General features: G+C 52.7%; 34 protein-coding genes. All 34 read right to left on the bottom strand.

All coding sequences use genetic code 11. The features are described 5' to 3' along the window. Positions 1-2: 2 nt before the first annotated feature. Positions 3-371 (bottom strand): 30S ribosomal protein S13, encoded by a 369-nt coding sequence (rpsM, locus tag JTP09_RS04135; protein WP_204877167.1) that lies wholly within the window; start codon positions 369-371, stop codon positions 3-5. A 160-nt stretch (positions 372-531) separates the two neighbouring features. Then, a complete protein-coding gene (gene rpmJ / locus JTP09_RS04140; protein ID WP_168614911.1) occupies positions 532-645 on the bottom strand; it encodes a 50S ribosomal protein L36 in 114 nt (37 codons plus the stop codon). 129 nt (positions 646-774) lie between these two features. Further along, on the bottom strand, positions 775-996 hold the full coding sequence (infA, locus tag JTP09_RS04145; RefSeq protein WP_005505018.1) for a translation initiation factor IF-1: 222 nt from the start codon (positions 994-996) through the stop codon (positions 775-777). Positions 997-1,280: 284 nt separating this feature from the next. Then, complete coding sequence (gene rlmN / locus JTP09_RS04150) at positions 1,281-2,465, bottom strand: 23S rRNA (adenine(2503)-C(2))-methyltransferase RlmN (RefSeq protein WP_204877168.1); 1,185 nt, start codon at positions 2,463-2,465, stop codon at positions 1,281-1,283. A gap of 28 nt (positions 2,466-2,493) precedes the next feature. Next, on the bottom strand, positions 2,494-3,327 hold the full coding sequence (map, locus tag JTP09_RS04155; protein ID WP_204877169.1) for a type I methionyl aminopeptidase: 834 nt from the start codon (positions 3,325-3,327) through the stop codon (positions 2,494-2,496). 125 nt (positions 3,328-3,452) lie between these two features. Further along, positions 3,453-4,016 (bottom strand): adenylate kinase, encoded by a 564-nt coding sequence (locus JTP09_RS04160; protein ID WP_204877170.1) that lies wholly within the window; start codon positions 4,014-4,016, stop codon positions 3,453-3,455. Beyond that, the gene (secY, locus tag JTP09_RS04165) at positions 4,013-5,323 is read right to left on the bottom strand and encodes a preprotein translocase subunit SecY (RefSeq protein WP_204877171.1); all 1,311 of its coding nucleotides are present in this window, start codon (positions 5,321-5,323) and stop codon (positions 4,013-4,015) included. The genes JTP09_RS04160 and secY overlap by 4 nt, the downstream gene beginning before the upstream one ends. 232 nt (positions 5,324-5,555) lie before the next feature. Then, positions 5,556-6,011, bottom strand: a complete 456-nt coding sequence (gene rplO / locus JTP09_RS04170; protein ID WP_204877172.1) for a 50S ribosomal protein L15 — start codon at positions 6,009-6,011, stop codon at positions 5,556-5,558. Positions 6,012-6,013: 2 nt separating this feature from the next. Further along, complete coding sequence (gene rpmD, locus JTP09_RS04175) at positions 6,014-6,223, bottom strand: 50S ribosomal protein L30 (protein WP_204877173.1); 210 nt, start codon at positions 6,221-6,223, stop codon at positions 6,014-6,016. Then, entirely contained in the window at positions 6,223-6,921 is a 699-nt protein-coding gene (gene rpsE, locus JTP09_RS04180; RefSeq protein WP_239478695.1) for a 30S ribosomal protein S5, read from the bottom strand. Before rpsE ends, rpmD begins: the two co-directional genes overlap by 1 nt. Then, entirely contained in the window at positions 6,921-7,280 is a 360-nt protein-coding gene (gene rplR, locus JTP09_RS04185) for a 50S ribosomal protein L18 (RefSeq protein WP_204877174.1), read from the bottom strand. Before rplR ends, rpsE begins: the two co-directional genes overlap by 1 nt. A 2-nt stretch (positions 7,281-7,282) precedes the next feature. Further along, positions 7,283-7,819: a 50S ribosomal protein L6 gene (rplF, locus tag JTP09_RS04190; protein WP_204877175.1), complete on the bottom strand. Its 537-nt coding sequence runs from the start codon at positions 7,817-7,819 to the stop codon at positions 7,283-7,285. Positions 7,820-7,845: 26 nt separating this feature from the next. Further along, positions 7,846-8,244 carry a 30S ribosomal protein S8 gene (rpsH, locus tag JTP09_RS04195; protein WP_204877176.1) on the bottom strand — a complete coding sequence of 133 codons (399 nt, stop codon included), beginning with the start codon at positions 8,242-8,244 and terminating at the stop codon, positions 7,846-7,848. 76 nt (positions 8,245-8,320) lie between these two features. Beyond that, entirely contained in the window at positions 8,321-8,881 is a 561-nt protein-coding gene (gene rplE / locus JTP09_RS04200) for a 50S ribosomal protein L5 (RefSeq protein ID WP_204877177.1), read from the bottom strand. Continuing rightward, a complete protein-coding gene (rplX, locus tag JTP09_RS04205) occupies positions 8,881-9,216 on the bottom strand; it encodes a 50S ribosomal protein L24 (RefSeq protein ID WP_204877178.1) in 336 nt (111 codons plus the stop codon). The genes rplE and rplX overlap by 1 nt, the downstream gene beginning before the upstream one ends. A 3-nt stretch (positions 9,217-9,219) precedes the next feature. After that, entirely contained in the window at positions 9,220-9,591 is a 372-nt protein-coding gene (rplN, locus tag JTP09_RS04210; RefSeq protein ID WP_204877179.1) for a 50S ribosomal protein L14, read from the bottom strand. 446 nt (positions 9,592-10,037) lie between these two features. After that, positions 10,038-10,310 carry a 30S ribosomal protein S17 gene (rpsQ, locus tag JTP09_RS04215; RefSeq protein ID WP_204877180.1) on the bottom strand — a complete coding sequence of 91 codons (273 nt, stop codon included), beginning with the start codon at positions 10,308-10,310 and terminating at the stop codon, positions 10,038-10,040. 5 nt (positions 10,311-10,315) lie between these two features. Beyond that, complete coding sequence (rpmC, locus tag JTP09_RS04220) at positions 10,316-10,549, bottom strand: 50S ribosomal protein L29 (protein ID WP_204877181.1); 234 nt, start codon at positions 10,547-10,549, stop codon at positions 10,316-10,318. Between the two features lie 3 nt (positions 10,550-10,552). After that, complete coding sequence (gene rplP, locus JTP09_RS04225; RefSeq protein WP_204877182.1) at positions 10,553-10,969, bottom strand: 50S ribosomal protein L16; 417 nt, start codon at positions 10,967-10,969, stop codon at positions 10,553-10,555. Beyond that, positions 10,970-11,776, bottom strand: coding sequence for a 30S ribosomal protein S3 (rpsC, locus tag JTP09_RS04230; RefSeq protein WP_204877183.1), 807 nt, complete (start codon positions 11,774-11,776; stop codon positions 10,970-10,972). Further along, positions 11,777-12,142, bottom strand: a complete 366-nt coding sequence (rplV, locus tag JTP09_RS04235; RefSeq protein ID WP_204877184.1) for a 50S ribosomal protein L22 — start codon at positions 12,140-12,142, stop codon at positions 11,777-11,779. A 61-nt stretch (positions 12,143-12,203) separates the two neighbouring features. Further along, on the bottom strand, positions 12,204-12,485 hold the full coding sequence (rpsS, locus tag JTP09_RS04240) for a 30S ribosomal protein S19 (RefSeq protein ID WP_204877185.1): 282 nt from the start codon (positions 12,483-12,485) through the stop codon (positions 12,204-12,206). 12 nt (positions 12,486-12,497) lie between these two features. Further along, positions 12,498-13,334, bottom strand: a complete 837-nt coding sequence (gene rplB, locus JTP09_RS04245) for a 50S ribosomal protein L2 (RefSeq protein WP_204877186.1) — start codon at positions 13,332-13,334, stop codon at positions 12,498-12,500. Positions 13,335-13,375: 41 nt separating this feature from the next. Beyond that, positions 13,376-13,681 (bottom strand): 50S ribosomal protein L23, encoded by a 306-nt coding sequence (gene rplW, locus JTP09_RS04250; protein ID WP_204877187.1) that lies wholly within the window; start codon positions 13,679-13,681, stop codon positions 13,376-13,378. Next, positions 13,681-14,301, bottom strand: coding sequence for a 50S ribosomal protein L4 (gene rplD, locus JTP09_RS04255; RefSeq protein ID WP_204877188.1), 621 nt, complete (start codon positions 14,299-14,301; stop codon positions 13,681-13,683). The genes rplW and rplD overlap by 1 nt, the downstream gene beginning before the upstream one ends. 5 nt (positions 14,302-14,306) lie before the next feature. Further along, positions 14,307-14,963, bottom strand: a complete 657-nt coding sequence (rplC, locus tag JTP09_RS04260) for a 50S ribosomal protein L3 (RefSeq protein WP_204877189.1) — start codon at positions 14,961-14,963, stop codon at positions 14,307-14,309. A 16-nt stretch (positions 14,964-14,979) separates the two neighbouring features. Further along, positions 14,980-15,288 carry a 30S ribosomal protein S10 gene (rpsJ, locus tag JTP09_RS04265; protein WP_168614567.1) on the bottom strand — a complete coding sequence of 103 codons (309 nt, stop codon included), beginning with the start codon at positions 15,286-15,288 and terminating at the stop codon, positions 14,980-14,982. A gap of 407 nt (positions 15,289-15,695) precedes the next feature. Further along, on the bottom strand, positions 15,696-16,343 hold the full coding sequence (locus JTP09_RS04270; protein WP_204877190.1) for a hypothetical protein: 648 nt from the start codon (positions 16,341-16,343) through the stop codon (positions 15,696-15,698). Between the two features lie 10 nt (positions 16,344-16,353). After that, positions 16,354-17,958 carry a GMC oxidoreductase gene (locus JTP09_RS10000; protein ID WP_239478697.1) on the bottom strand — a complete coding sequence of 535 codons (1,605 nt, stop codon included), beginning with the start codon at positions 17,956-17,958 and terminating at the stop codon, positions 16,354-16,356. 198 nt (positions 17,959-18,156) lie between these two features. Beyond that, positions 18,157-19,548: a branched-chain amino acid transport system II carrier protein gene (gene brnQ, locus JTP09_RS04280; RefSeq protein ID WP_204877191.1), complete on the bottom strand. Its 1,392-nt coding sequence runs from the start codon at positions 19,546-19,548 to the stop codon at positions 18,157-18,159. 188 nt (positions 19,549-19,736) lie between these two features. Next, positions 19,737-20,927 carry an elongation factor Tu gene (gene tuf / locus JTP09_RS04285; RefSeq protein ID WP_204877192.1) on the bottom strand — a complete coding sequence of 397 codons (1,191 nt, stop codon included), beginning with the start codon at positions 20,925-20,927 and terminating at the stop codon, positions 19,737-19,739. 203 nt (positions 20,928-21,130) lie between these two features. Further along, on the bottom strand, positions 21,131-23,248 hold the full coding sequence (fusA, locus tag JTP09_RS04290) for an elongation factor G (RefSeq protein ID WP_204877193.1): 2,118 nt from the start codon (positions 23,246-23,248) through the stop codon (positions 21,131-21,133). A gap of 76 nt (positions 23,249-23,324) precedes the next feature. Beyond that, positions 23,325-23,795 carry a 30S ribosomal protein S7 gene (gene rpsG / locus JTP09_RS04295; protein WP_204877194.1) on the bottom strand — a complete coding sequence of 157 codons (471 nt, stop codon included), beginning with the start codon at positions 23,793-23,795 and terminating at the stop codon, positions 23,325-23,327. Beyond that, positions 23,795-24,169, bottom strand: coding sequence for a 30S ribosomal protein S12 (gene rpsL / locus JTP09_RS04300; RefSeq protein ID WP_168614562.1), 375 nt, complete (start codon positions 24,167-24,169; stop codon positions 23,795-23,797). The genes rpsG and rpsL overlap by 1 nt, the downstream gene beginning before the upstream one ends. Positions 24,170-24,695 lie beyond the last annotated feature (526 nt).

Below are 24,695 nucleotides of genomic sequence, written 5' to 3' on the forward strand. Positions count from 1 at the left end.
TATTATTTCTTCTTACCTGCAACGGTACGCTTCGGGCCCTTACGGGTACGTGCGTTGGTCTTGGTGCGCTGACCGTGTACCGGCAGGCCGCGGCGGTGACGCAGACCCTGGTAGCTACCGATTTCTACCTTGCGGCGGATATCTGCAGCAACCTCACGGCGAAGGTCACCTTCAACCTTGTAGTTACCTTCGATGAAGTCACGAAGTGCTACGAGCTGCTGATCTTCAAGATCCTTGACGCGGATGTCGGGTGAGACACCGGTTGCAGCAAGAGCTTCCTTTGCACGGGTTTTACCCACGCCGTAGATGTAAGTAAGAGCTACTTCCACGCGCTTTTCGCGGGGAATATCTACTCCGGCGAGACGTGCCATATGGCTTTCTCCTTGTTTTTACCAGAGGTCTTCGGCATCACTGCCCGACGGTTGTGTCGGTCCCCGGCCTCTGAATCCGGAGGTACCCTAAAATTTTTAGGAGCGGTGCCTTATCATTTACGCCACACTGATGTGCGACTGTTGTGAAGCAGGTAGGTTATTAGCCCTGACGCTGCTTGTGACGCGGGTTTTCGCAGATCACCATGACCACGCTGTTGCGGCGGATCACTTTGCACTTATCGCAGATCGGCTTAACGCTCGGCTTGACCTTCATCGCATTCCTTTGCGTTGATTGCAATTATTTGCATTGACAATTGCGGGATAAGAGGTTCGACTAACGCTGAACTATTACCCCCGGTAACACACGGTAAACGTCGCACCGGGTGCGACGTTTGGTGTGTTTTTATTTGTAGCGGTAGACGATACGACCGCGTGAGAGGTCGTAAGGGCTGAGCTCAACTACTACACGGTCCTCAGGTAGGATTCGAATGTAGTGCTGACGCATCTTGCCTGAGATATGTGCAAGTACCTTGTGACCGTTGTCTAGCTCAACACGAAACATCGCGTTGGGCAGAGCTTCTACCACAGAACCTTCGATCTCAATGACGCCGTCTTTCTTGGCCATATCCTCCGCTAACGTTCGGTGCCCTTCTGCTACTGCAGGGGCAGTTTGTATTTCATCTGTGATTTCCGTACAGGGTACGGATGCGACGATCGCATGGCACAGACAACCAAATAAATAGTCTACGGCATTTGGGGAGGGTTGTTAATAGCTTGTCAGTATTTTTGATGTGAGCTTAACATCAACAGCTGGGTACCTTCTTCATCCCCCTGCAACGCATCCTTTTCTTGAGCAGCTAGCTTTCAAGGCGCAGACAACGAGCGCCAGCGAGTCAGTGATACTCGCGGTTAGTCCTCCTGAGCAGCTAGCTGACCGCACGCACCGTCAATATCGGAGCCGCGAGTATCACGAACGGTCACCGGTATTCCGTGTGCACGGAGGCGTTCGACGAAGTTTTGTTCGACGCCTTTGCGGGATGCTGTCCATTTGGAGCCCGGGGTGGGGTTGAGAGGGATGGGGTTGACGTGTACCCAGCCGCGTCCGCGTGATGCTAGTTTTTTGCCGAGGAGGTCTGCGCGCCAGCCTTGGTCGTTGATGTCGCGGATGAGGGCGTATTCGATGGAGATGCGGCGTCCTGTTGCGCGGTAGTAAGAGTATGCTGCGTCGAGGGTTTCATCGACTTTCCAGTGGGTGTTGATGGGGATGAGTTCGTCGCGGAGTTCGTCGTCAGGGGCGTGGAGGGAGAGCGCGAGGGTGAGTGGCAGACCTTCCATTTCGAATTTGCGGATGCCGGGGACGAGTCCGACGGTTGACATGGTGAGGCCTCGGGCTGAGATGCCGAGCCCTTCGGGTGCGGGGTCGATAAGACGGTGTACTGCGCCCAGGGTGCGTTTGTAGTTGGCGAGTGCCTCTCCCATGCCCATGAAGACGATGTTGGAAACGCGTAGGGGGCGGGTGTCTTCTGCTCCGCCTTCTGCTTGTTCAAGGCCCTTCATGTTTTTGAGGTAGCGGGCGGCTGCCACTACCTGCTCTACGATTTCTGCGGTGGAGAGGTTTCGGGTCAGACCTTGCTGACCGGTAGCGCAGAAGGGGCAGTTCATGCCGCAACCGGCTTGGGAGGAGATGCAGAGTGTGACGCGGTTTTCGTAACGCATGATGACGGATTCGATGAGGGCGCCATCGAAGAGTCGGTGAACAACTTTGAGGGTGTCTCCCCCATCTGCTTCCAGGGTGCGAACGGGGGTCAGCAGCTGAGGCATGGCTCGGACTACCATCTCGTCGCGCTCAGCGGCGGGCAGATCGGTCATTTCATCTGGGTCGTTAACCAGTCGTTCAAAGTAGTGCTTTGAGAGCTGGGAGGCGCGGAATGGCTTGTAGCCGAGTTCTTCGAGGAAGGTACGGCGTCCTGCCATATCAAAGTCTGCGATGTGCTTCGGTGGCTGTTCCCGGCGAGGTGCTTTGAGGGCGATTTTGCCGGGTTCTGGGCGCACAGCCGAGATTTCAACCGGTGTCTTGGTGCTGGTTTCAGTCATGGTGTTCTTTTCGCTGGTGATGGGTAGTTTAGGAGGGAATAGGTTTGACGGTCACGCCAAGTTTGGAGAGTTCTGAGGCTCCACCGTCTTCAGCTGTGAGCACCCAAATTCCTTCGGAGTGGAAAGCTACGGAGTGTTCCCACTGACAGGCATCTTTGCCGTCGTCTGTTACCACTGTCCACCCGTCATCGAGGGTTGTGGTTTCGATGGAACCGGCAACAATCATGGGTTCGATGGCAAGCGCCATGCCCTTTTTCAAACGTGGGCCTAGGTCTCGGGCCGCGTAGTTGAGAACATCGGGTGCCATGTGCATTTGTGAGCCGATACCGTGACCCACAAAATCCTCGATAATTCCGTATTTGTCACCGGTTTCAGCGCGTACAAATTCTTCAACGGCAAGACCAATTTCGCCCACTTTACGGGCGGACGCGGCGGCGGCAATACCATGCCACAGGGCAGCACGGGTGATTTCGGAAAGTTCACGACGCGCATCTGAAACATTGCCGATCAAAGCGGTACGGGCTGAGTCGCCGTGCCATTTTTTGCCGTAGGCATCAGTCACGATGGCACCGCCATCAATAGAAATCATGTCGCCGTCCTGAAGGACTCGCTCACCGGGGATACCGTGGACTACTTCCTCATTGACCGACGCGCAGATAGCAGCGGGGTAATCGTAATAGCCCAAGAAGTTTGACGCTGCCTGATGCTCATCAAGTACCTGCCGGAAGGCTTGATCCAGGTCGAGGGTGCTTACTCCCGCTCGCGCAGCATCTACTGCGGCGTCAAGAGCTCGGGAAGTAATGACACCTGCTGCTGCCATCGAGGCAAGCTGGGCATCAGTTTTATATTCAATACGGCGCACGATTTTTCTCCTTCGGTGAACCTGCTCCCTCTCACTCAAGAAGGCACAAATATCAATCATCTGTTAAAAAGATGTGCCCCCGCAATGACCGGGGGCACAGACCTGAAATTACTTGAGAGGCAGACTTACTTGAGCGCATCCATGATGCGTTCGGTAACCTCATCAATATCGCCAAGACCATCAATTTGCTTGACAATACCGCGTTCGGTGTAGAGAGCTACCAAAGGAGCGGTTTCTTCTTCGTAAACCTTAAGGCGGTGGCGAATGACTTCTTCGTTATCATCCGAACGCCCCTGCTCAGCAGCACGGTTGAGCAGGCGCTGGACCAGTTCATCGTTATCGGCAACAAGCAAGAGCACACGTCCGATTTCAACACCCATGTCAAAGAGGATGCTGTCGAGCTCCTGCACCTGAGCTACGTTGCGGGGGTAACCGTCAAGCAAGAAGCCGCTTGCAGCGTCCTCTTCAGCCAAACGGGTACGCACCATCTTGTTGGTTACTGAATCGGGAACCAGGTTGCCGGAGTCAATGTAGCTCTTAGCTTCTTTACCGAGGTCGGTTTCTTCCTTGATATTTTTGCGGAAGATATCACCGGTTGAGATAGCGGGAATATTCAGTTTTTCAGCGATACGGACGGCCTGGGTACCTTTACCTGCACCGGGAGGGCCAATAATGAGCAAACGATTCATCGTAGCAGTCCTTCATAGTGTCGTTGTTGAAGTTGAGCGTCGATCTGCTTCACAGTATCAAGACCGACACCGACCACGATCAGCAGCGAGGTACCGCCGAACGGGAAGTTCTGGTTAGCGCCAAAGAGAACCAGAGCAATGAGCGGAATCATCGCCACAATGCCCAGGTAAAGCGCACCGGGTAAGGTAATGCGGTTCAGTACGTAGCTCAGGTAGCGCTCGGTGGGACGACCCGCGCGGTAGCCGGGGATGAATCCACCGTATTTTTTCATGTTCCCGGCAACCTCTTCGGGGTTGAAGGTGATGGAAACGTAGAAGTAGGCGAATCCAACGATCAAGAAGAAGTACAGAGCCATATAGATCGGGTGATCGCCACTGACCAAATAGGTGCTGATCCACGTTACCCAACCAGCAGGGGCACTGCCGTCTGTGGGGGTGTTGAACTGTGCCAGCATCGCGGGAAGCATCAGCAGCGAGGACGCAAAGATAACAGGAATAACACCCGCCATGTTGACCTTCAGCGGGATGTAAGTGGTGGTACCACCAATCGTGCGACGACCAATCATACGCTTGGCGTACTGAACGGGGATTCGACGTTGCGACTGTTCAACAAACACCACAGCAACGATAGTCAGCAAACCAATAGCAATGACACCCGCAAAAATACCCCAACCCAGGGTACGCTGAATCGACCCAAGTGCAGAGGGGAAGCTTGAAGCAATAGAAGTGAAAATCAGCAGGGACATACCGTTGCCCACACCTTTTTCAGTAATCTGCTCACCCAGCCACATCACAATACCGGTGCCAGCCACCAAAGCCAAAATAATCAGTACAACACTGATCAGGGTATCCTCCGGAATAATCGGTAGGTTGCAGCCAGGCAATAGAGCACCAGATCGGGCTAGGGACACAATGGTAGTAGCGTTCAAAAACGCCAAAGCAATGGTGAGGTAACGGGTGTACTGAGTCAGCTTAGTTTGACCCTGTGCACCTTCTTCGTGCAACTCCTGAAAACGCGGAATAACCACACGCAAGAGCTGAACAATAATGCTCGCCGTAATGTATGGCATAACACCCAGTGCAAAAACCGACAGCTGCAGCAAGGCGCCACCGCTGAAAAGATTCACCATATCGAAGAGCCCACCGCTAGCGGAGGCAGTTGCCATACACTGCTGGACGTTCCCGAAAGAAACACCCGGCGCAGGGATAAAGACGCCCAAACGATAAATCACGATAATGCCCAGGGTAAACAACAGCTTATTTCGCAGGTCAGGGGTCTTAAAAGCCCTGCCTAAAGCGCTCAGCACATGTCCTCCTGAATATTGATAATCATTCAGCTCACCCACACAGCAAGCTGAAAACAAACTTCTGATTAGTCTAACGCTTTTTGAACGCCAATACAGAAAAAATATGAAGTGGTGAAAATAACCCCTCACTCCCCCACACAATCTATACCCGGCGTCCGCGGCAACAGAACAGAAGATAAAAAAGAAGGGCTGTACTTCCCTAGGAAAGTACAGCCCTCACATGCTAACTAGCTTACTTTACGGTTACTGAACCGCCAGCAGCTTCAATCTTTTCGATTGCGCTAGCTGAAGCCTTGTCAACAGTGATATTTACCTTAACGGTGATATCGCCGTTACCGAGAACCTTAACGAGCTCGTTCTTGCGAACAGCGCCCTTCTCGACCAATGCCTCAACGGTGACATCGCCACCCTCGGGGAACAGCTCTGAGATACGGTCCAGGTTAACAACCTGGTACTCGATGCGGAAGGGGTTCTTGAAGCCGCGAAGCTTCGGAAGGCGCATGTGCAGCGGAAGCTGACCACCCTCGAAACCAGCCTTTACCTGGTAACGAGCCTTCTGACCCTTAGTACCGCGACCTGCAGTCTTACCCTTTGAGCCTTCACCGCGGCCTACGCGGGTCTTTGCTTTGTGGGCGCCCTTAGCGGGGCGCAAATCGTGAATCTTGATAGCGTCGTTCTGTTCAGCCATCTTTACTTGACCTCCTCAACCTTCACCAGGTGAGCAACGGTGTTAACCATGCCACAGGTGACGGGGTCTGCAGTGCGAACAACTACGTTACCGGGACGCTTGAGACCCAGTGAACGCAGGGTGTCGCGCATGTTCTGCTTCTCACCAACATAGGACTTGACCTGGGTGATTTCCAGCTTAGCGTCACTGGGCTTAATACGCTTACCCATCATTACGCACCTGCCTTCTCGTTCTTGGTGTTGAGCAAGTAAGCAGGGATAACCTCGTCGTTGGGCAGACCACGGCGGGCTGCAACAGCGGCGGGCTCTTCAAGCTGCTTAAGAGCTTCAACAGTCGCGTGAACGATGTTAATCTGGTTTGATGAACCCAGTGACTTCGACAGCACGTCGTGAATACCTGCTGCTTCAAGCACTGCGCGAACGGGACCACCAGCGATAACACCGGTACCAGCGGTTGCAGGACGCAGCATAACTACGCCAGCTGCACGCTCGCCCTGAACGCGGTGAGGAATGGTGCGACCTTCAATGCGGGGAACGCGGAAGAAGCTCTTCTTTGCTTCCTCAACGCCCTTAGCAATAGCTGCAGGAACTTCCTTAGCTTTGCCGTAGCCAACGCCAACCATACCGTTACCGTCACCAACGACTACCAGCGCGGTGAAGCTAAAGCGACGACCACCCTTGACAACCTTGGAGACGCGGTTGATGGTGACAACGCGCTCGATGAACTTGTCCTTCTCCTCTTCGCGACCACGGTTGTTGCGGCCGCCGCGCTCGCCACGGCCACCACGACCGCCGCGCTCACCACGGTTACCGCGGCGATCTTCGCGCTTGGAGTTCTCGGTGGTTTCAACAGCTTCTGCAGTTGCTTCAGTCACCTGAGTTTCCTTTTCGTTTACAGTCTGCTCGCTCATTAGAGTGACAGGCCTCCTTCGCGTGCGCCTTCAGCTACTGCTGCTACACGACCGTGGTACTTGTTACCACCGCGGTCGAAGACAACTGCTTCAACGCCTGCAGCCTTGGCGCGCTCGGCAACGAGCTCACCAACGCGCTTTGCTTTAGCGGTCTTATCGAGATCAGCGTTACGCAAATCAGCTTCGAGAGTTGATGCGTAAGCCAAGGTGTGACCCTTGGTATCGTCGATGACCTGAACGAACATGTGGCGTGATGAGCGGGTAACGCTCAGACGCGGACGTGCAGCAGTACCTGAAACGTACTTGCGGACGCGTGCATGACGACGCGCGCGTGCAGCGGACTTTGTCTTGATAGCCATTATTACTTACCAGCCTTTCCGACCTTGCGGCGGATCTGCTCGCCCTCGTAGCGAACGCCCTTACCCTTGTAGGGATCGGGCTTACGCAGACCGCGGATGTTAGCTGCAACCTGACCAACAATCTGCTTATCAATACCTGATACAGTCAGCTTGTTGTTGCCCTCAACAGCAAAGGTGATCCCCTCGGGTGCCTTTACAGTAACGGGGTGTGAGTAGCCTAGCGCGAATTCCAGATCGGAGCCCTTTGCCATCACGCGGTAACCGGTACCAACGATTTCGAGCTTCTTTGAGTAGCCTTCAGTAACACCGATGATCATGTTCTGAATCAGGGTGCGTGAAAGACCGTGCAGTGAGCGTGATTCACGCTCATCGTTCGGACGGGAAACAACAATTTCGCCGTCGTTCTGTGCAACAGTAATGGGAGCTGAGATCTTGCGGGACAGTTCGCCCTTGGGACCCTTTACAGCAACCAAGTTGCCATCAATCTTAACCTCAACGCCGGCAGGAACCGAGATGGGGAGACGTCCAATACGTGACATTTACTCTTCCTTTCTCTTCTTACCGACTACCAGATGTAAGCGACGACTTCGCCGCCAACACCCTTCTTCGAAGCCTGCTTGTTAGTCAGCAGACCTGAAGAGGTTGACAGAATTGCGATACCGAGTCCACCGTGAACCAAGGGAAGGTTGGTTGACTTCGCGTAAACGCGCAGACCGGGCTTGGAGATACGACGAACGCCAACAATGGAACGCTCGCGTGAGGGACCGAACTTCAGTTCGAGAGTCAAGGTCTGACCGACCTTAGCGTCTTCTACCTTGAAGTCAGCGATGTAGCCCTCAGCCTTTAGGATTTCGGCAATGCGAACCTTAAGCTTTGAGTGGGGCATAGATACGGAGTCGTGGTATGCAGCGTTTGCGTTGCGCAAACGGGTCAGCATATCTGCGACAGGATCTGTCATAGTCATAGTGGGCTTTAGCCCTTCCTCGCTGGGGTTTCCGCGACCTCAAAAGATTTGAGCGGGACCTACAACGTAGTCGTTATTACTGGGTTTTGAACGGGAAACCGAGTGCTTTGATAAGCGCGCGGCCTTCATCATCGGTCTTAGCGGTGGTGACGATAGTGATGTCCATACCACGTACGCGATCAATCGCGTCCTGGTCGATTTCGTGGAACATCGACTGCTCAGTCAAACCGAAGGTGTAGTTACCATTACCGTCGAACTGGCGGTCTGAGAGACCACGGAAGTCGCGAATACGGGGCAGCGCCAAGGTGATCAGACGGTCCAGGAATTCCCACATACGGTCGCCACGCAAAGTAACGTGTGCGCCAATGGGCTGACCTTCGCGCAGCTTGAACTGAGCGATTGACTTCTTAGCACGGGTAATCATAGGCTTCTGACCGGTGATTGCGGTCAGGTCGCGGATAGCTCCATCCATGAGCTTCGCGTCCTTAGCTGCTTCACCGACACCCATGTTAACAACGACTTTAACAATCTTGGGGGTCTGCATGACGTTCTTGTAGTCGAACTCTTCCTGCAGAGCCTTGGTGACCTCGTCGTTGAACTTGGTCTTGAGGCGAGGGGTGATCTTGGTTTCGGTCATTAGATGTCCTTACCCGAGCTCTTGGCAACACGAACACGCTTGGTGCGAGTCTTGCCATTGCGCTCTTCAGTCTCGAGGCGGTAGCCAACGCGAGTCGGCTTCTTGGTCTCGGGATCAACGATTGCAACGTTTGATACGTGAATCGAAGCCTCAACCTTTTCGATGCCACCGGCAGCGCCGGTCATCGGGTTAGCCTTGGTGTGCTTGCTGACGATCTTTACGCCTTCAACCAGTACACGTTCGGTCTTGGGGAATACCTTGAGGACCTTGCCCTGCTTACCGCGGTCTGCACCAGCGATAACCTGAACGAGGTCACCTGACTTGATTTTAGCCATGGGTTAGAGCACCTCCGGAGCGAGCGAGATAATCTTCATGAACTTCTTATCGCGAAGCTCGCGACCGACGGGTCCGAAAATACGGGTACCGCGGGGATCACCCTCAGTGTTCTTGATGATAACTGCTGAGTTCTCATCAAACTTGATGTAGGAACCGTCAGGACGACGGGTTTCCTTCTTAGTGCGAACGACGACTGCCTTAACAACGTCGCCCTTCTTTACGGTGCCGCCAGGGATCGCGTCCTTGACGGTAGCAACGATAACGTCGCCAATGCCTGCGTAACGACGTGCAGAGCCACCGAGAACACGAATGGTAAGGATTTCCTTAGCACCAGTGTTGTCAGCGACCTTCAGTCGTGACTCCTGCTGAATCATATTTCTCCTGTCGTCTCGCCGGTTCCGACCGCACGGTATTTTGTGGGCCAGCCTTGCGGAACATTTTTACGGGAAGGTGACGCACCGGTCCCATCAGATAAATCATCTGGGTTAGCGGAAACGTCTGGGATTTGGCCATGCCAGGAACATCTGGTCCCGCATCATCTAAAAACGGGCGAAACCACCCGCGGTTATAGCGGCATTATGCTTTGGCACGGAGAAATCCGTGGCTATGTGGGTATAGATAACCACACAGAATAAAAATATTATCACAACCTGCTGATCTCTAAAAGGAGCACTCCTCACATAGCAATGGTGATATGCCCCGCACTATTTCTAGACGCATTTACTTACCTGAGCCTTTAGACATAAAAAGCCCCTCTCCCCAGTAATACAGGGAAGAGGAGCTTCTTTAGCTCATGCAGTAGAGAACTAGACCAGGAGAATTACTTCGCCTTCTCTACGATCTCTACAACACGCCAGCGCTTTGAGGCTGACAGCGGGCGGGTTTCCGCCAGCAGAACCAAGTCACCAATACCAGCAGTGTTCTGCTCGTCGTGCGCCTTGATCTTTGAGCTACGGCGCATAACCTTGCCGTACAGTGCGTGCTTCACGTGGTCCTCGACCTCTACGACTACAGTCTTGTCCATCTTGTTGGACACTACGTAGCCGCGGCGAATCTTACGGTAGCCGCGCTCTTCAGTCTTTACTTCACTCACTTGACTTAACCTTCGGTTGAGGGACGGATACCGAGCTCACGTTCACGCAGTACAGTGTAGATGCGTGCGATATCGCGCTTGACGGTACGGATACGACCCGGGTTCTCAAGCTGACCGGTGGCTGCCTGGAAACGGAGATTGAACAGTTCCTCCTTCGACTTGCGCAGCTCGTCAGCTAGGTTCTCGTTGGAGAGCTCAGCGAGCTTGTCGAGGTTCAGATCCTTTGATCCAACTGCCATTTCTTATTCACCACCTTCGCGACGCACAACACGTGCCTTCATCGGGAGCTTGTGGATCGCGAGGCGCATAGCTTCGCGAGCCACTTCTTCGGAAACACCGGAGAGTTCAAACATGACTCGACCGGGCTTAACATTTGCGACCCACCACTCGGGTGAGCCCTTACCGGAACCCATACGGGTTTCAGCGGGCTTCTTGGTCAAGGGACGGTCGGGGTAGATGTTAATCCAAACCTTACCGCCACGCTTGATGTGACGAGTCATTGCAATACGTGCTGCCTCAATCTGGCGGTTGGTCACGTATGCAGGAGTCAGTGCCTGAATGCCCCACTCACCGAAGGTTACCTCGGTACCGCCTTTGGCCATACCGGTACGCTTGGGGTGGTGCTGCTTGCGATATTTTACTCGACGGGGAATAAGCATTTATGCCTCACCGTTTTCTGCAGTCTTAGCTTCTGCGTTAGCTGAAGCATTATCGTTACGACGTTCACGACGAGGACCACGGTTGCCACCACGACGGCGGTCGCCACCGTCACGGCCACCACGACCGCCACGACGGTTACCAGCAGCCTGCTGTGCAGCCAGTTCCTTATCGGTCATATCGCCCTTGTAAATCCATACCTTGACACCGATACGACCGAAAGTGGTCTTAGCTTCAAAGAAGCCGTAGTCGATGTTTGCACGCAGGGTGTGCAGGGGCACACGACCTTCGCGGTAGAACTCTGAACGTGACATTTCAGCGCCACCCAGACGTCCGGAGCACTGGATACGAATACCCTTAGCGCCCGCACGCTGTGCTGACTGAATTGCCTTCTTCATCGCGCGGCGGAATGCCACACGTGAAGCCAGCTGCTCCGCGATGCCCTGTGCAACAAGCTGTGCTGACAGGTCAGGCTGAGCGACTTCGAGGATGTTCAGCTGAATCTGCTTACCGGTGAGTTTTTCCAGCTCACCACGGATACGATCAGCTTCTGCGCCGCGACGACCGATAACAATACCGGGGCGTGCAGTGTGGATATCCACACGAACACGGTCACGAGTGCGCTCGATTTCTACCTTAGCGATGCCTGCGCGCTCCATGCCTTCTGACAGAAGCTTGCGAATCTGAACGTCTTCCTTCACGAAGTCAGCGTAACGTTCACCAGGCTTGTTTGAGTCTGCGAACCACTTTGAAACGTGTTCGGTGGTAATACCAAGTCGGAAACCGTTCGGGTTAATTTTCTGACCCATTTAGCGGCCCTCCTCCTCTGACGGGGTCGCAACAACCACAGTAATGTGGCTGGTGCGCTTGTTGATGCGGAACGCGCGACCCTGTGCACGGGGCTGGAATCGCTTCATGGTCGGACCTTCGTCCACGAATGCTTCGCTGATGAACAGTTCGTCTTCCTTGAAAGCTACACCTTCGCGGTCAGCTTTCTGACGAGCGTTTGCAACAGCTGATGCAACGATCTTGTAAACCGGTTCTGAAGCGCTCTGGGGAGCGAACTTCAAAATCGCCATTGCCTCTTCCGCCTGCTTACCACGGATCAGGTTGACGACTCGGCGTGCCTTCATAGGCGTAACGCGTACATAGCGCGCTGATGCCTTGGCTTCCATTGCCTATCTCTCTTTCGTCTTAGCCGAAAGGGTTATACGACACTAAATCGGAAAAACCGACCTAGCGACGCTTACCCTTACGGTCGTCCTTCACATGGCCGCGGAAAGTGCGGGTCGGAGCAAATTCACCGAGCTTGTGTCCAACCATGGACTCAGTGATGAACACCGGGACGTGCTTGCGTCCATCATGCACTGCGATGGTGTGACCGAGCATGTCGGGAACAATCATCGAGCGGCGGGACCAAGTCTTAATAACATTCTTGGTACCCTTCTCGTTCTGAGCTGCAACCTTTACATAAAGGTGCTGATCTACGAAAGGGCCCTTTTTCAAACTACGAGGCATGTTTCAGGCTCCTTAGCGCTTCTTGCCAGTACGACGGCGACGAACAATGAGCTTGTCGCTTTCCTTGTTGGGGCGACGGGTGCGACCCTCAGGTTTACCGTTGGGGTTAACAGGGTGACGACCACCGGAAGTCTTACCTTCACCACCACCGTGCGGGTGATCAACGGGGTTCATAACGACACCACGAACGGTCGGGCGGATGCCCTTCCAGCGGTTACGTCCTGCTTTACCCCAGTTGATGTTGGACTGCTCTGCGTTGCCAACTTCACCAACGGTTGCTCGGCAGCGAACATCCACGTTGCGGATTTCGCCTGAAGGCAGACGCAACTGAGCGTACTTGCCTTCCTTAGCAACCAACTGGATTGATGCGCCTGCTGAGCGAGCCATCTTAGCGCCGCCACCGGGGCGAAGCTCTACCGCGTGAATAACAGTACCCACGGGGATGTTACGCAAGGGCAGGTTGTTGCCGGGCTTGATATCCGCGCTGGGACCTGACTCAACAACATCGCCCTGCTTCAGTTTGTTAGGAGCAACGATGTAACGCTTGGTGCCATCAACATAGTGCAGAAGCGCGATGCGAGCGGTACGGTTAGGATCGTACTCGATGTGTGCTACGCGTGCATCTACACCGTCTTTGTCGTGACGACGGAAGTCAATCAGACGGTACTGGCGCTTGTGACCACCGCCCTTATGACGAGTAGTGATACGACCGGTGTTGTTACGGCCGCCTTTTTTGGGAAGCGGACGAACCAGGGACTTTTCCGGGGTTGAACGAGTGATTTCCGCGAAATCAGCTACGCTCGAGCCACGGCGACCCGGGGTCGTCGGCTTGTGCTTACGAATACCCATTTAGATATTTCTTTCCTTCGCTAAAGTGGTCTCCGCAGACCTTATGCCTGCGGACCGCCGAAGATGTCGATAGTGCCTTCTTTGAGGGTCACAATCGCACGCTTGGTGTTCTTACGTGCGCCCCAGCCGAAGCGGGTGCGCTTACGCTTACCTGCGCGGTTAGCGGTGTTTACAGCAGCAACCTTGACATCGAAAATCATTTCGATAGCCTGCTTGATTTCCAGCTTGTTTGAGCGGGGATCAACCAGGAAGGTGTACTTGCCTTCATCGAGCTGTGAGTAGCTCTTTTCCGACACGACAGGTGCAATGATAACGTCGCGGGGATCCTTGAAAGTAAGGACGCTCATTACTTGGCCTCCTTCTTAGCCTTAGAAGCAACTGCAACGAAAACGTCGAATGCGTCCTTGGTAAAGACAACATCATCGGAGATCAGAACATCATAGGTATTCAGCTGATCTGCGTAGATAACGTGTACGTTCTGAAGGTTGCGAGCTGACAGTGCAACAACGTCATCCTTACGATCGATAACAACGAGAGCGTTCTTACGATCTGAGATTGAAGCGAGTGCTGCCTTTGCTGCCTTGGTAGAGGGCTTGGTGCCTTCAACCAGTGACTCAACAACGTGGATACGACCGTGACGAGCACGATCAGAAAGAGCACCACGAAGAGCTGCTGCAATCATCTTCTTAGGAGTACGCTGAGCGTAGTTACGCGGAGTAGGACCGTGTACAACGCCACCACCAGTCATGTGGGGAGCGCGGATTGATCCCTGACGTGCGCGACCAGTACCCTTCTGCTTGAAGGGCTTGCGACCTGCACCGGAAACTTCACCACGGTTCTTAGTCTTGTGAGTGCCCTGGCGTGCTGCTGCGAGCTGTGCAACAACCACCTGGTGAAGCAAAGGAACTGATGCCTTCGCGTCAAACAGGTCTGCGGGCAAATCTACGTTAAGGGTCTTAACAGCCATTGTAATTAGGCTCCCTTCACAGCAGTGCGAACCAGAACAACGCCGCCCTTAGGACCGGGGATAGCACCCTTGATCAGCAGTACGTTGTTTTCTGCGTCTACACCCTGAATAGTCAGGTTCATGGTAGTGTGACGTGCTGCACCCATACGGCCAGCCATACGCATACCCTTGAACACGCGTGCGGGGTATGATGCGCCACCGATTGAACCGGGCTTACGGTGGTTCTTGTGAGCACCGTGTGATGCGCCTACGCCAGCGAAGCCGTGACGCTTCATGACGCCTGCAAAGCCCTTGCCCTTAGTCTTACCGACTACGTCAACTTTCTGACCTGCTTCGAAGAGCTCTACGGTCAGTTCTTGACCGAGGGAGTACTCTGCAGCATCTGAAGTGCGGAGTTCAACGAGGTGACGGCGGGGTGTGACGCCAGCCTTTTCAAAGTGACCAGCCAAAGGCTTGGTGACCTTGCGAGCTTCAATAGCGCCGTAGCCAATCTGGATTGCTTCGTAGCCGTCAGTCTTAGCGTCGCGCAGCTGGGTCACTACGTTTGAATCGGCCTTGACGACAGTAACCGGCACGAACTTGCCGTTTTCGTCCCAGACCTGGGTCATGCCGAGCTTGGTGCCGAGCAGGCCCTTCACCTGGCGTTCGAATTTGTTAGTCATTTTTGAGACGATCCTCTTACAGCTTGATTTCGATGTTCACGTCTGCCGGAAGGTCAAGACGCATGAGTGCATCAACAGCCTTGGGGGTCGGATCAACGACGTCGATCAGACGCTTGTGCGTACGCATTTCAAAATGCTCGCGGCTGTCTTTGTACTTGTGCGGTGAACGGATAACTACGTAAACGTTCTTCTCGGTCGGCAGCGGCACAGGGCCAACTACAGTAGCGCCTGCGCGCGTAACCGTCTCAACGATTTTCCGTGCTGATGAGTCAATGACCTCGTGGTCATATGACTTCAGACGGATGCGGATTTTCTGTCCCGCCATCTGTCGGACTCTCTTTCTTGAAGTACTTCCCTGTAACGGAGCTTTGTGCTCCTTATGGTGGCGCTTGAGGAAAAGAACTACTAGAAGTTCTTTCGCGCCGCTTCTAACAGACTGAATCCGAAATAGTTTCGGGTTCCTCACCCCGCCGAAGCACCGACCCCCGCGCTCGGGCGTGTCGCTATTATTACAAACAACACGATTAACGCTTTTTAGAATCGGGTCATATTTGGGCTTATCTGGCTTCGGTCGATGAATGACCATTAGCTCCATAACGATAAGCACTTGAACAACATCTATTATCTTGCCAGAGTTACCTTATGTATGCAAGGTTTTTTAGCATAAGTGCTCAGAGACACAAGTAAGGGGCGACAGCCTACGGCTGCCACCCCTTACTTCAAGCTCCTAGTTTACCAAGGCCAAGGATCGAGGAAATGAGGAACAGTGCCCATACGTTCCGAGTTATCATCGTAATCTCCCTCAGTCTGATCGTTGACCGTAGCTGCTACAAACAGCTCGTAGTCAACATTCCAGAACGGGTAGTTGACGTGATACTTGAACTCAAAAGTAAACTCTTCCCCTGGCTTCAATACGCCAGCATAAGCCCACGTGAAGGTAGCGGCATTGAACTTGTCAGAACCAGTTCTCGTTATACCGATCAAAGGGTTTGTAGAAGCAATTTTAGTTCCATTGGCACCGCCAGCGGAAGGTACGTCAGTTCCAATATCTCTCATCTGAGTCAGTAGCGTGCCGGTGGGATTAACTGCATCTACCTTGCCTACGTTACGGACAGTAAAGCTCGGGGGGAAAGAAGCACGTTCCAACACATTCCGGCTTGTAGCACTGTCGTAGATAGGAATAACATAATCGGGTTCAAAAGTATCCCAGTTAAAGGGAGGGTCAGCTAGTTCGATAGCCAAATTCGTTAGCAGCGGTTCGAAAGAAGAAGAAAGCGCGTAGGCAGGGATAGCGCTGGTAGCAACAATTGCTGGTGCAGCCCAAGCAGCACCCTTCAGAAGGGTTCTTCTCTTGGCTGTGACTTTATTTTCCAATTTCATTCTTTCACTCTTAGTTGAAGCGAGAAGCCGAAACGAGACGATCCATGTTTCGCTCAGCTAGAGCTGTAATAGTTACGAACGGGTTAACGCCGATTTTACCGGGAATCAACGAACCATCCATTACGAAGAGCCCAGGAACCCCCTTCACCTCACCGTTAAGATCAGTTGCTTCTCCCAAAACCATGCCGCCCAGCGGATGGTAGGAGAAATAATCAGCAAAAATCTTTCTATTATCAAACAAATCATTACGGTAGCTAGAACCGGGGTTGGCAGCGTTAATCTTATCAAGGAAGTTTTTCGCTGCCAGCACTGAAGGGGCAGACATACTTTCCGTCCAGTTCAAACCAAGTGAGTTCTTTGCAGCGTTCCAGGTAAATGAACCAAGATTCGGGTTATTGGTGATTGCCAGGTAGAGGCTAGTGCGCATTTCGAGCACAGGAATCGGCAGCGGAGCAAGCTCAGCAAAGACAGAATTCTGAGAATCATCCCAGTTAGTCAAACCCATTGAAGGAATACCCGACTGGTAAGTGCCCGTTGCTTGTGAAATGTTGCGCGCCGCCATGATATTACCGTTAGGCCCCCACGACTTACCCGTTGAATTGGGCAGGTTACGAATGGTTCCCTGAGCTTTAGCTTTCATCAGCAGTCGAGAAGTACCAACAGATCCTGCTGCCATAACCACACGGTCATACTCAGCGACTCGCTGCTGAACAATATTTCCATCGAAGTCAATAGTTTTAAGAGCGAGTGAGAACGACCCGTTAGATTCCTGCGTAATGTTCTCAACCTCAGTCATCGAAATGAGATTGACACGCTGAGTATCAAAAGCTTCTTTGAGGATGGTCTTGGGCAGTGAGCGCTTACCGTAGTCATTACCAAAAATGACCTGACCATCAAGTGCAGATTTCGGTACCCGTCCGAAATTTTCTTTGCGCATGTAGTTCCAGTCATAAACGTTGGGAACCATCTGGTGCTTGATGCCTGCTCGTCTACCTTGTGCAGCACCAACGCGAGTGAACTGATAGTACTTTGAAGTACCGATGATATCGGTAGGAGGCAGAGCAGTCTGGAGAGCTGCGTTAGCACGGGGGAAGTACGTACCGAACATCTCGGTAGAATCAACCTGCGGCATCACCTTCTTAAAGAAGGACTCCGAAGGGGTAACTGCCATACCGCCATTGACAAGTGAACCACCGCCAACGCCGCGTCCTACATAGACCTTCATTGCATCGAAATGCTCAACATCAAGAACACCAGCGCCACGAGGGATTCGCTGGTTGACGACATCAAGACCAAATATCGTACTGAACGGCAAATCTGTACGGTCTTTGAACCACATTGAACGAGCCGAAGGAGCGGTCATCTTGGTAAAGACTTTGCCGTTTCTGGGGGTCATATTCTCCCAGTCAGCACCCATCTCAATCATGTCGACGGTGTAGCCCATCGAGGTAAGTGTACGAGCAGCAACAGCACCGCCGTACCCCGAACCGATGATGGCGATGCGTTTATTCTGCACTGCATGAGAGGTCGCTACTGAGGTCTGCGAAAAAGTAGTTGCTGCGGCTGTTACCGCTGATGCCTGAAGAAGACTACGGCGGGTAAGTGTGAGGGACATTTTTCTCCGAAACACGTGGGGGATTATGAATCTACTGTTTTTAGTGTACTGAGAAAAGAACCAATCTCCGGTCATCTTGCGGGTGAAAGTCAACACTAGCTCAGACACAGGCTCTCGAGGCTTAAACGCAAAAGTGCATACGAGACGCTGTTCTCGTATGCACTTCTACCATTTATATTTCCCTGATTCGCAAGGTGGTTACGCTAAATCTAGCATACGGGCTTGGGCTTCTTTCTGAGTTTCTCCGCCCAGTGGCACAGCACGCTTTCTTCTGGTGGTGAGATCCAAGATATAACCGATAAGAGCTGCCACGAGGGTGGGGACGATCCAACCCATCTGCTCGGCATGCAACGGCGACCACGAAATAGAGCGTTCAAAAATATTGTCTGCGGGCATAAGCTGAGCCAGAAGCATCAATACCGCCCACAGCATAGACACCGCCAACGCGATGGTAAATGTGTAGTGCAGTTTCCTCCGCAGCATCGGTTCAATAAAGGTCAGGAAGATAAGGGTAATCGCTGACGGGTACAAGGCACCAATCAAAGGACCGGTAACAGCCAGAACCTGTTCTAGGCTCATGGTTGAAACAGCGAAACCGATCAGAGAGAAGAGAATAACCCACGCCCGATAAGAAACGCCAGGAAGCAGGGCGTTGAAAAACTCAGCCGCTGATCCCAATAGACCCACAGCAGTACCCATACACGCCAGGAACATAATCAGACCGAAAACGAAGATTCCAGCCGGCCCCATAATGAGCTGAGCTGACTGTGCCAGCAGAACAGCACCGTCCGAGTAGTCTTGCCCACCCTCAACCCGGTGACCGATAGTGCCCAAACCGACGTATACCAAACCCAGCAAAACACAGGCCAAGACAGCGGCTATGCTAACGCCCTTAACCAGGGCAGGCCCGCTTTTAAGACCCTTGTGTTTAAAGGCGCTCAATACAATAATGCCGAAGGCAAGACCGGCAAGGGAGTCCATTGTTAGATAGCCTTCTACGAACCCCGTAGCAAATGGATTCTCCGCATAAGTCTCAGAGGGAATGACTTCCCCCTCCCCCAGTTTGAAGAAGCTTAGAACAATCATTGCTACTAGCAATACCAAAAGCAAAGGGGTAATGTATTTACCCAAGCGATCTACAATACCTCGCGGATCAATCGAAAGCGCAACAGCAACTACGAAGAATACGGCTGAGAATACCGCCCTTGATAAAAAGCTATCAGATTCAAAATTAGCAGTGACCACCGTAGAGTACGTAACGCTTGCTGTACGCGGAAGAGCAAAAAATGCGCCAATGGAAAGATATACCAGTACAGGAAATAACACACCAAAAACTCTGCCGCCGCGAAGGGTGAGTGCGCGCATGTCTTTACCAGTGATGGCAATAGCTATAACTGCCAATGCAGGCAGAATAACACCGGTGCTGACAAAGCCAAGGACAGCGGGCCAAAAATTCGTTCCGGCTTGGGCTCCCAGCATCGCGGGAAAAATAAGATTACCTGCACCAAAAAACATCGAAAAAAGCATCATGGAAGCGACCAAGATACTTCCTTCGTGCCCCCGCACAGAAGTAGTAGAAGAGTTAGACATAATCCGCTCTTAGATAAGTTGCAAAAAAGATACTTTTCCACCCTAGTATGAGTGAACGAATGCGCCTAATCCCTGTCTTACCAAAAAGCTCTACATTAAATAAAAAAGTGGTTCCCCAGCGTTATGCTGGGAAACCACTTTTTAAATTACTTCAAGTTCATTCAGAACCCGTTAGACAAGAAACTCAATTACTTGAGGATTTTGGTAACGCGACCTGAACCAACGGTGCGACCACCCTCACGGATAGCGAAGCCGAGACCGTCTTCCATAGCGATTTCCTGGATGAGCTCAACAGTCATCTCGGTGTTGTCGCCAGGCATAACCATTTCAGTACCCTCGGGAAGAGTGATAACGCCGGTTACGTCAGTGGTACGGAAGTAGAACTGAGGACGGTAGTTTGAGTAGAAGGGGTTGTGACGACCGCCCTCATCCTTTGAAAGAATGTAGACGTTAGCCTCAAAATGGGTGTGGGGGGTGATTGAGCCGGGCTCAACAACAACCTGACCACGCTCTACGTCGTCGCGCTTCAGACCGCGAAGAAGCAGACCACAGTTCTCGCCAGCCCATGCTTCATCGAGCTGCTTGTGGAACATCTCGATACCGGTAACGGTGGTCTTCTGCAGGGGACGGATACCAACAATCTCAACCTCAGAGTTGATCTTGAGGGTACCGCGCTCTGCACGACCGGTTACAACGGTACCGCGACCGGTGATGGTGAAAACGTCCTCGATGGGCATGAGGAAGGGCTTGTCCTTCTCACGAACGGGATCCGGGATGTACTCATCAACAGCGTCCATGAGTTCTTCAACCTTAGCAACCCACTCAGCGTCGCCTTCAAGAGCCTTGAGAGCTGAAACGCGGATAACGGGAGCCTCGTCACCGTCGAATTCCTGTGAGGAGAGAAGGTCGCGAACTTCCATCTCAACGAGGTCGAGAAGTTCCTCGTCCTCAACCATGTCTGACTTGTTCAGAGCAACGAGCAGGGTGGGAACACCAACCTGGCGAGCCAGCAGAACGTGCTCGCGGGTCTGTGCCATCGGGCCGTCGGTAGCAGCAACCACGAGGATTGCGCCGTCCATCTGAGCCGCACCGGTGATCATGTTCTTAACGTAGTCAGCGTGACCGGGAGCGTCAACGTGTGCGTAGTGGCGCTTCTCGGTCTGGTACTCGATGTGAGCAATGTTAATGGTAATGCCGCGCTGGCGCTCTTCAGGAGCGGAGTCGATCATACCGAAGTCGCGCTGCTCGTTCAGATCCGGGTACTTGTCAGCCAGAACCTTTGAGATTGCGGCGGTGAGGGTGGTCTTACCATGGTCAACGTGACCAATGGTACCAACGTTTACGTGAGGCTTTGAGCGCTCGAACTTAGCCTTAGCCAAGAGTGTTCCTCCTAGAACAGATTTGAATACTTGCTGCGGTTTCATATCTTTGAAACCGGCGCAACCCGTATGAAACGGTCTAGCCACAACAATAGCGGATTACGCCGGTAACTTGAAACCCTAAGCAGTACTCAAAGTATCATTTTTTGAAAAATAAGTGCGACTTTGGACTTTTAAGTTTCCTAAGTCACGGGCAAAGAGAATTACTCTCCGCCACGAGCCTTCTGGACGATTTCGTCAGCAACAGCCTTCGGAACCTCAGAGTAGCTATCAAAAGTCATGGAGTAAACTGCACGACCCTGAGTCTTTGAACGCAGGTCACCAATGTAACCGAACATTTCCGACAAGGGCACAAGTGCGTGAACAATCTTCACACCTGATGCATCTTCCATTGACTGAATCTGACCACGGCGTGAGTTCAGGTCGCCAATAACGTCGCCCATGTACTCTTCCGGAGTACGGACTTCAACAGCCATCAGGGGTTCAAGCAGAACGGGGTTAGCGCGCTTTGCGCCTTCCTTGAAGACCATTGAGCCAGCAATCTTGAACGCCATTTCTGACGAGTCAACATCGTGGTAAGCGCCATCGAGCAGGGTTGCCTTGACGCCAACAACGGGGTAACCAGCGAGGATACCGAGCTGCATTGCGTCCTGGATACCAGCGTCAACTGAGGGGATGTATTCACGAGGAACACGACCACCGGTGACGGAGTTGGAGAACTCGTACAGTTCTTCTGAATCCAAAGGAATCGGTTCGAACGCGACCTGAACCTTTGCGAACTGACCTGAGCCACCGGTCTGCTTCTTGTGGGTGTAATCGACCTTGTCAACAGCCTTCTTGATGGTTTCGCGGTAAGCAACCTGGGGCTTACCGACGTTTGCCTCAACCTTGAATTCGCGCTTCATGCGGTCAACGATGATGTCGAGGTGAAGCTCGCCCATACCGCCGATTTCGGTCTGACCGGTTTCTTCGTTGAGGTTCACGGTAAAGGTGGGATCCTCTGCTGAAAGCTTCTGGATCGCGGTTGACATCTTCTCCTGGTCGCCCTTGGTCTTGGGCTCAATTGCCACGGAAATCACGGGCGCAGGGAAAGTCATCGACTCGAGAACGATGGGGCTTGAAGCATCACACAGAGTGTCGCCGGTAGTGGTGTCCTTCAGACCAATCGCTGCGTAGATGTGACCTGCCTGGATCTCTTCAACCGGGTTCTCCTTGTTGGAGTGCATCTGGAAGAGCTTACCAATGCGCTCTTTCTTACCCTTGGTTGAGTTAAGAACCTGCTGGCCCTGTGCAGCCTTACCTGAGTACACGCGGATGTAGGTGAGCTGACCATAGAAGGGGTGAGCTGCAACCTTGAACGCGAGTGCTGAGAAAGGCTCTGATGATGAAGGCTTACGAGTGAGTTCCTTCTCTTCATCCTTGGGATCGTGACCAACCATGTCGTCGGTGTCCAGGGGCGAAGGCAGGTAATCAATTACTGCATCGAGCATGGGCTGTACGCCGCGGTTCTTGAATGCTGAACCACAGAATACCGGGTATGCTTCGTTGTTCACGGTGAGACGACGGATGCCAGCTTTGATTTCCTCATTGGTAAGTTCGGTACCTTCGAGGTACTTCTCCATGAGTTCTTCTGAAGCTTCAGCAACGTTTTCGATGAGCTCAGCGCGGTACTGCTCTGCCTTTTCCTGCAGGTCAGCGGGGATTTCCTGGGTCTCGTATGAGGCACCCATGGTAACGTCACCCTTTGAGTCACCAGGCCATACAAATGCCTTCATGCTCATCAAATCAACGATACCAACGAAGTCGTTCTCAGCACCGATAGGCAGCTGCATAACGAGAGGCTTAGCACCGAGGCGCTTCACGATGGTGTCTACGGTGAAGTAGAAGTCAGCGCCCAGCTTGTCCATCTTGTTGACGAAGCAAATGCGGGGAACGCTGTACTTATCAGCCTGGCGCCAAACGGTCTCAGACTGGGGCTCAACGCCCTCTTTACCGTCGAATACAGCTACTGCGCCGTCAAGGACGCGCAGTGAACGCTCAACCTCAACGGTGAAGTCAACGTGACCGGGGGTGTCGATGATGTTGATCTGGTTGTCTTTCCAGAAACAGGTGGTTGCAGCAGAGGTAATGGTAATACCACGTTCCTGCTCCTGAGCCATCCAGTCCATGGTTGATGCACCGTCGTGGGTCTCACCGATCTTGTGATTGATACCAGTGTAGAACAAAATACGTTCGGTGGTGGTGGTTTTACCGGCGTCAATGTGCGCCATAATACCAATGTTGCGGACCTTATTGAGGTTTGTAAGCACGTCTTGTGCCACTTGAGTCTCCCTTTGTGAAGATACTTCGAAAGCCTGCCAGCTTCGAAGTAGAAATCTGACAGGCTAATTCGAAGAATTACCAGCGGTAGTGTGCGAAGGCCTTGTTTGACTCAGCCATCTTGTGTACGTCTTCGCGACGCTTCACAGCGGCACCGAGACCGTTGGACGCATCCAGAATCTCGTTCATCAGACGCTCGGTCATAGTCTTTTCGCGACGCTGCTTTGAAAAGCCTACGAGCCAACGAAGCGCAAGCGCGGTTGCGCGACCTGCACGAACCTCAACCGGAACCTGGTAAGTTGCGCCACCAACACGGCGTGAGCGAACTTCCAGTGAAGGCTTGACGTTGTCCATAGCCTTCTTCAAGGTTACTACGGGGTCTGCGCCAGTCTTCTGTGCAACACCCTCAAGTGCACCGTAAACGATGCGCTCTGCGGTTGACTTCTTACCGTCAAGCAGAACCTTATTGATGAGCTGGGTTACCAGAGGTGAACCGTATACGGGATCGTTAACGAGAGGACGCTTGGGAGCGGGACCTTTACGAGGCATTACTTCTTCTCCTTCTTAGCGCCGTAGCGTGAGCGAGCCTGACCACGGCCCTTAACACCCTGGGTATCCAAAGCGCCACGAACAATCTTGTAGCGAACACCGGGGAGGTCCTTCACACGACCACCGCGAACAAGCACGATGGAGTGTTCCTGAAGGTTGTGACCTTCACCGGGGATGTAAGCGGTAACTTCAACGCCACCGTTGAGCTTTACACGAGCTACCTTACGGAGCGCCGAGTTGGGCTTCTTAGGGGTGGTGGTGTACACACGGGTACACACGCCACGCTTCATGGGGCTGCCCTTCAGAGCGGGCGCCTTGGTCTTTACGACCTTAGGAGTACGGCCCTTACGGACCAACTGCTGAATTGTAGGCACTATTCGTGTTCCTTGGCTTGTTGTGAAAGTTCACCGATCTTTTTCCAGTGAACCTTGGGATTGCCTAGTCTTTTCTACTCAGCGATAGAGCAAAAGTATCTGGGCACGCGTAAAAATGGCATTTAGGTACCAGGTCAAAAAGACCAATACCAAAGGACTGTATCCATACTGCCATTGATTCGAAGCCAGATAGCCGTGCAACCCTTGCGTATTGCAAGGACTTTTCTCTTGAATACTAGAAGATGATGCACAAAGACTAAGTTCTTCGTATAAAACTATAGCCGGTTAAAGCTTCTTAATCTAGCCCGTTCGAGAGCAGATACAGCTGTTAAGCCCCAAAACAGCATGATTTGACACACTTAAAGCCCCTTAAATCACAAACATGTAAGTCTTTCGCTCTGAAGTGCCCCGGGTTTTGTTCCTAGGCATTTGCCTTGATTTCTATTCTCTCGTGATTTGGATTGCCAGTCCAAAACCCTGCTTCTACCTCTGTCGGCGTACGGTAACCGAGACTTTGGTGAAGCCG

This window comes from Rothia sp. ZJ1223, assembly GCF_016900985.1.
GTDB lineage: Bacteria > Actinomycetota > Actinomycetes > Actinomycetales > Micrococcaceae > Rothia.

What these genes read in the sequence shown, in the direction of transcription:
- rpsM (WP_204877167.1), bottom strand. Translation starts at nt 371, where the DNA reads ATGGCACGTCTCGCCGGAGTAGATATTCCCCGCGAAAAGCGCGTGGAA.
- rpmJ (WP_168614911.1), bottom strand. Translation starts at nt 645, where the DNA reads ATGAAGGTCAAGCCGAGCGTTAAGCCGATCTGCGATAAGTGCAAAGTG.
- infA (WP_005505018.1), bottom strand. Translation starts at nt 996, where the DNA reads ATGGCCAAGAAAGACGGCGTCATTGAGATCGAAGGTTCTGTGGTAGAA.
- rlmN (WP_204877168.1), bottom strand. Translation starts at nt 2,465, where the DNA reads ATGACTGAAACCAGCACCAAGACACCGGTTGAAATCTCGGCTGTGCGC.
- JTP09_RS04160 (WP_204877170.1), bottom strand. Translation starts at nt 4,016, where the DNA reads ATGAATCGTTTGCTCATTATTGGCCCTCCCGGTGCAGGTAAAGGTACC.
- rplO (WP_204877172.1), bottom strand. Translation starts at nt 6,011, where the DNA reads ATGGCTGAACAGAACGACGCTATCAAGATTCACGATTTGCGCCCCGCT.
- rpmD (WP_204877173.1), bottom strand. Translation starts at nt 6,223, where the DNA reads ATGATGGGTAAGCGTATTAAGCCCAGTGACGCTAAGCTGGAAATCACC.
- rpsE (WP_239478695.1), bottom strand. Translation starts at nt 6,921, where the DNA reads ATGAGCGAGCAGACTGTAAACGAAAAGGAAACTCAGGTGACTGAAGCA.
- rplR (WP_204877174.1), bottom strand. Translation starts at nt 7,280, where the DNA reads ATGGCTATCAAGACAAAGTCCGCTGCACGCGCGCGTCGTCATGCACGC.
- rplF (WP_204877175.1), bottom strand. Translation starts at nt 7,819, where the DNA reads ATGTCACGTATTGGACGTCTCCCCATCTCGGTTCCTGCCGGCGTTGAG.
- rpsH (WP_204877176.1), bottom strand. Translation starts at nt 8,244, where the DNA reads ATGACTATGACAGATCCTGTCGCAGATATGCTGACCCGTTTGCGCAAC.
- rplE (WP_204877177.1), bottom strand. Translation starts at nt 8,881, where the DNA reads ATGACCGAAACCAAGATCACCCCTCGCCTCAAGACCAAGTTCAACGAC.
- rplX (WP_204877178.1), bottom strand. Translation starts at nt 9,216, where the DNA reads ATGGCTAAAATCAAGTCAGGTGACCTCGTTCAGGTTATCGCTGGTGCA.
- rplN (WP_204877179.1), bottom strand. Translation starts at nt 9,591, where the DNA reads ATGATTCAGCAGGAGTCACGACTGAAGGTCGCTGACAACACTGGTGCT.
- rpmC (WP_204877181.1), bottom strand. Translation starts at nt 10,549, where the DNA reads ATGGCAGTTGGATCAAAGGATCTGAACCTCGACAAGCTCGCTGAGCTC.
- rplP (WP_204877182.1), bottom strand. Translation starts at nt 10,969, where the DNA reads ATGCTTATTCCCCGTCGAGTAAAATATCGCAAGCAGCACCACCCCAAG.
- rpsC (WP_204877183.1), bottom strand. Translation starts at nt 11,776, where the DNA reads ATGGGTCAGAAAATTAACCCGAACGGTTTCCGACTTGGTATTACCACC.
- rplV (WP_204877184.1), bottom strand. Translation starts at nt 12,142, where the DNA reads ATGGAAGCCAAGGCATCAGCGCGCTATGTACGCGTTACGCCTATGAAG.
- rpsS (WP_204877185.1), bottom strand. Translation starts at nt 12,485, where the DNA reads ATGCCTCGTAGTTTGAAAAAGGGCCCTTTCGTAGATCAGCACCTTTAT.
- rplB (WP_204877186.1), bottom strand. Translation starts at nt 13,334, where the DNA reads ATGGGTATTCGTAAGCACAAGCCGACGACCCCGGGTCGCCGTGGCTCG.
- rplW (WP_204877187.1), bottom strand. Translation starts at nt 13,681, where the DNA reads ATGAGCGTCCTTACTTTCAAGGATCCCCGCGACGTTATCATTGCACCT.
- rplD (WP_204877188.1), bottom strand. Translation starts at nt 14,301, where the DNA reads ATGGCTGTTAAGACCCTTAACGTAGATTTGCCCGCAGACCTGTTTGAC.
- rplC (WP_204877189.1), bottom strand. Translation starts at nt 14,963, where the DNA reads ATGACTAACAAATTCGAACGCCAGGTGAAGGGCCTGCTCGGCACCAAG.
- rpsJ (WP_168614567.1), bottom strand. Translation starts at nt 15,288, where the DNA reads ATGGCGGGACAGAAAATCCGCATCCGTCTGAAGTCATATGACCACGAG.
- JTP09_RS04270 (WP_204877190.1), bottom strand. Translation starts at nt 16,343, where the DNA reads ATGAAATTGGAAAATAAAGTCACAGCCAAGAGAAGAACCCTTCTGAAG.
- JTP09_RS10000 (WP_239478697.1), bottom strand. Translation starts at nt 17,958, where the DNA reads ATGTCCCTCACACTTACCCGCCGTAGTCTTCTTCAGGCATCAGCGGTA.
- brnQ (WP_204877191.1), bottom strand. Translation starts at nt 19,548, where the DNA reads ATGTCTAACTCTTCTACTACTTCTGTGCGGGGGCACGAAGGAAGTATC.
- rpsG (WP_204877194.1), bottom strand. Translation starts at nt 23,795, where the DNA reads ATGCCTCGTAAAGGTCCCGCTCCCAAGCGTCCTCTCGTTAACGATCCC.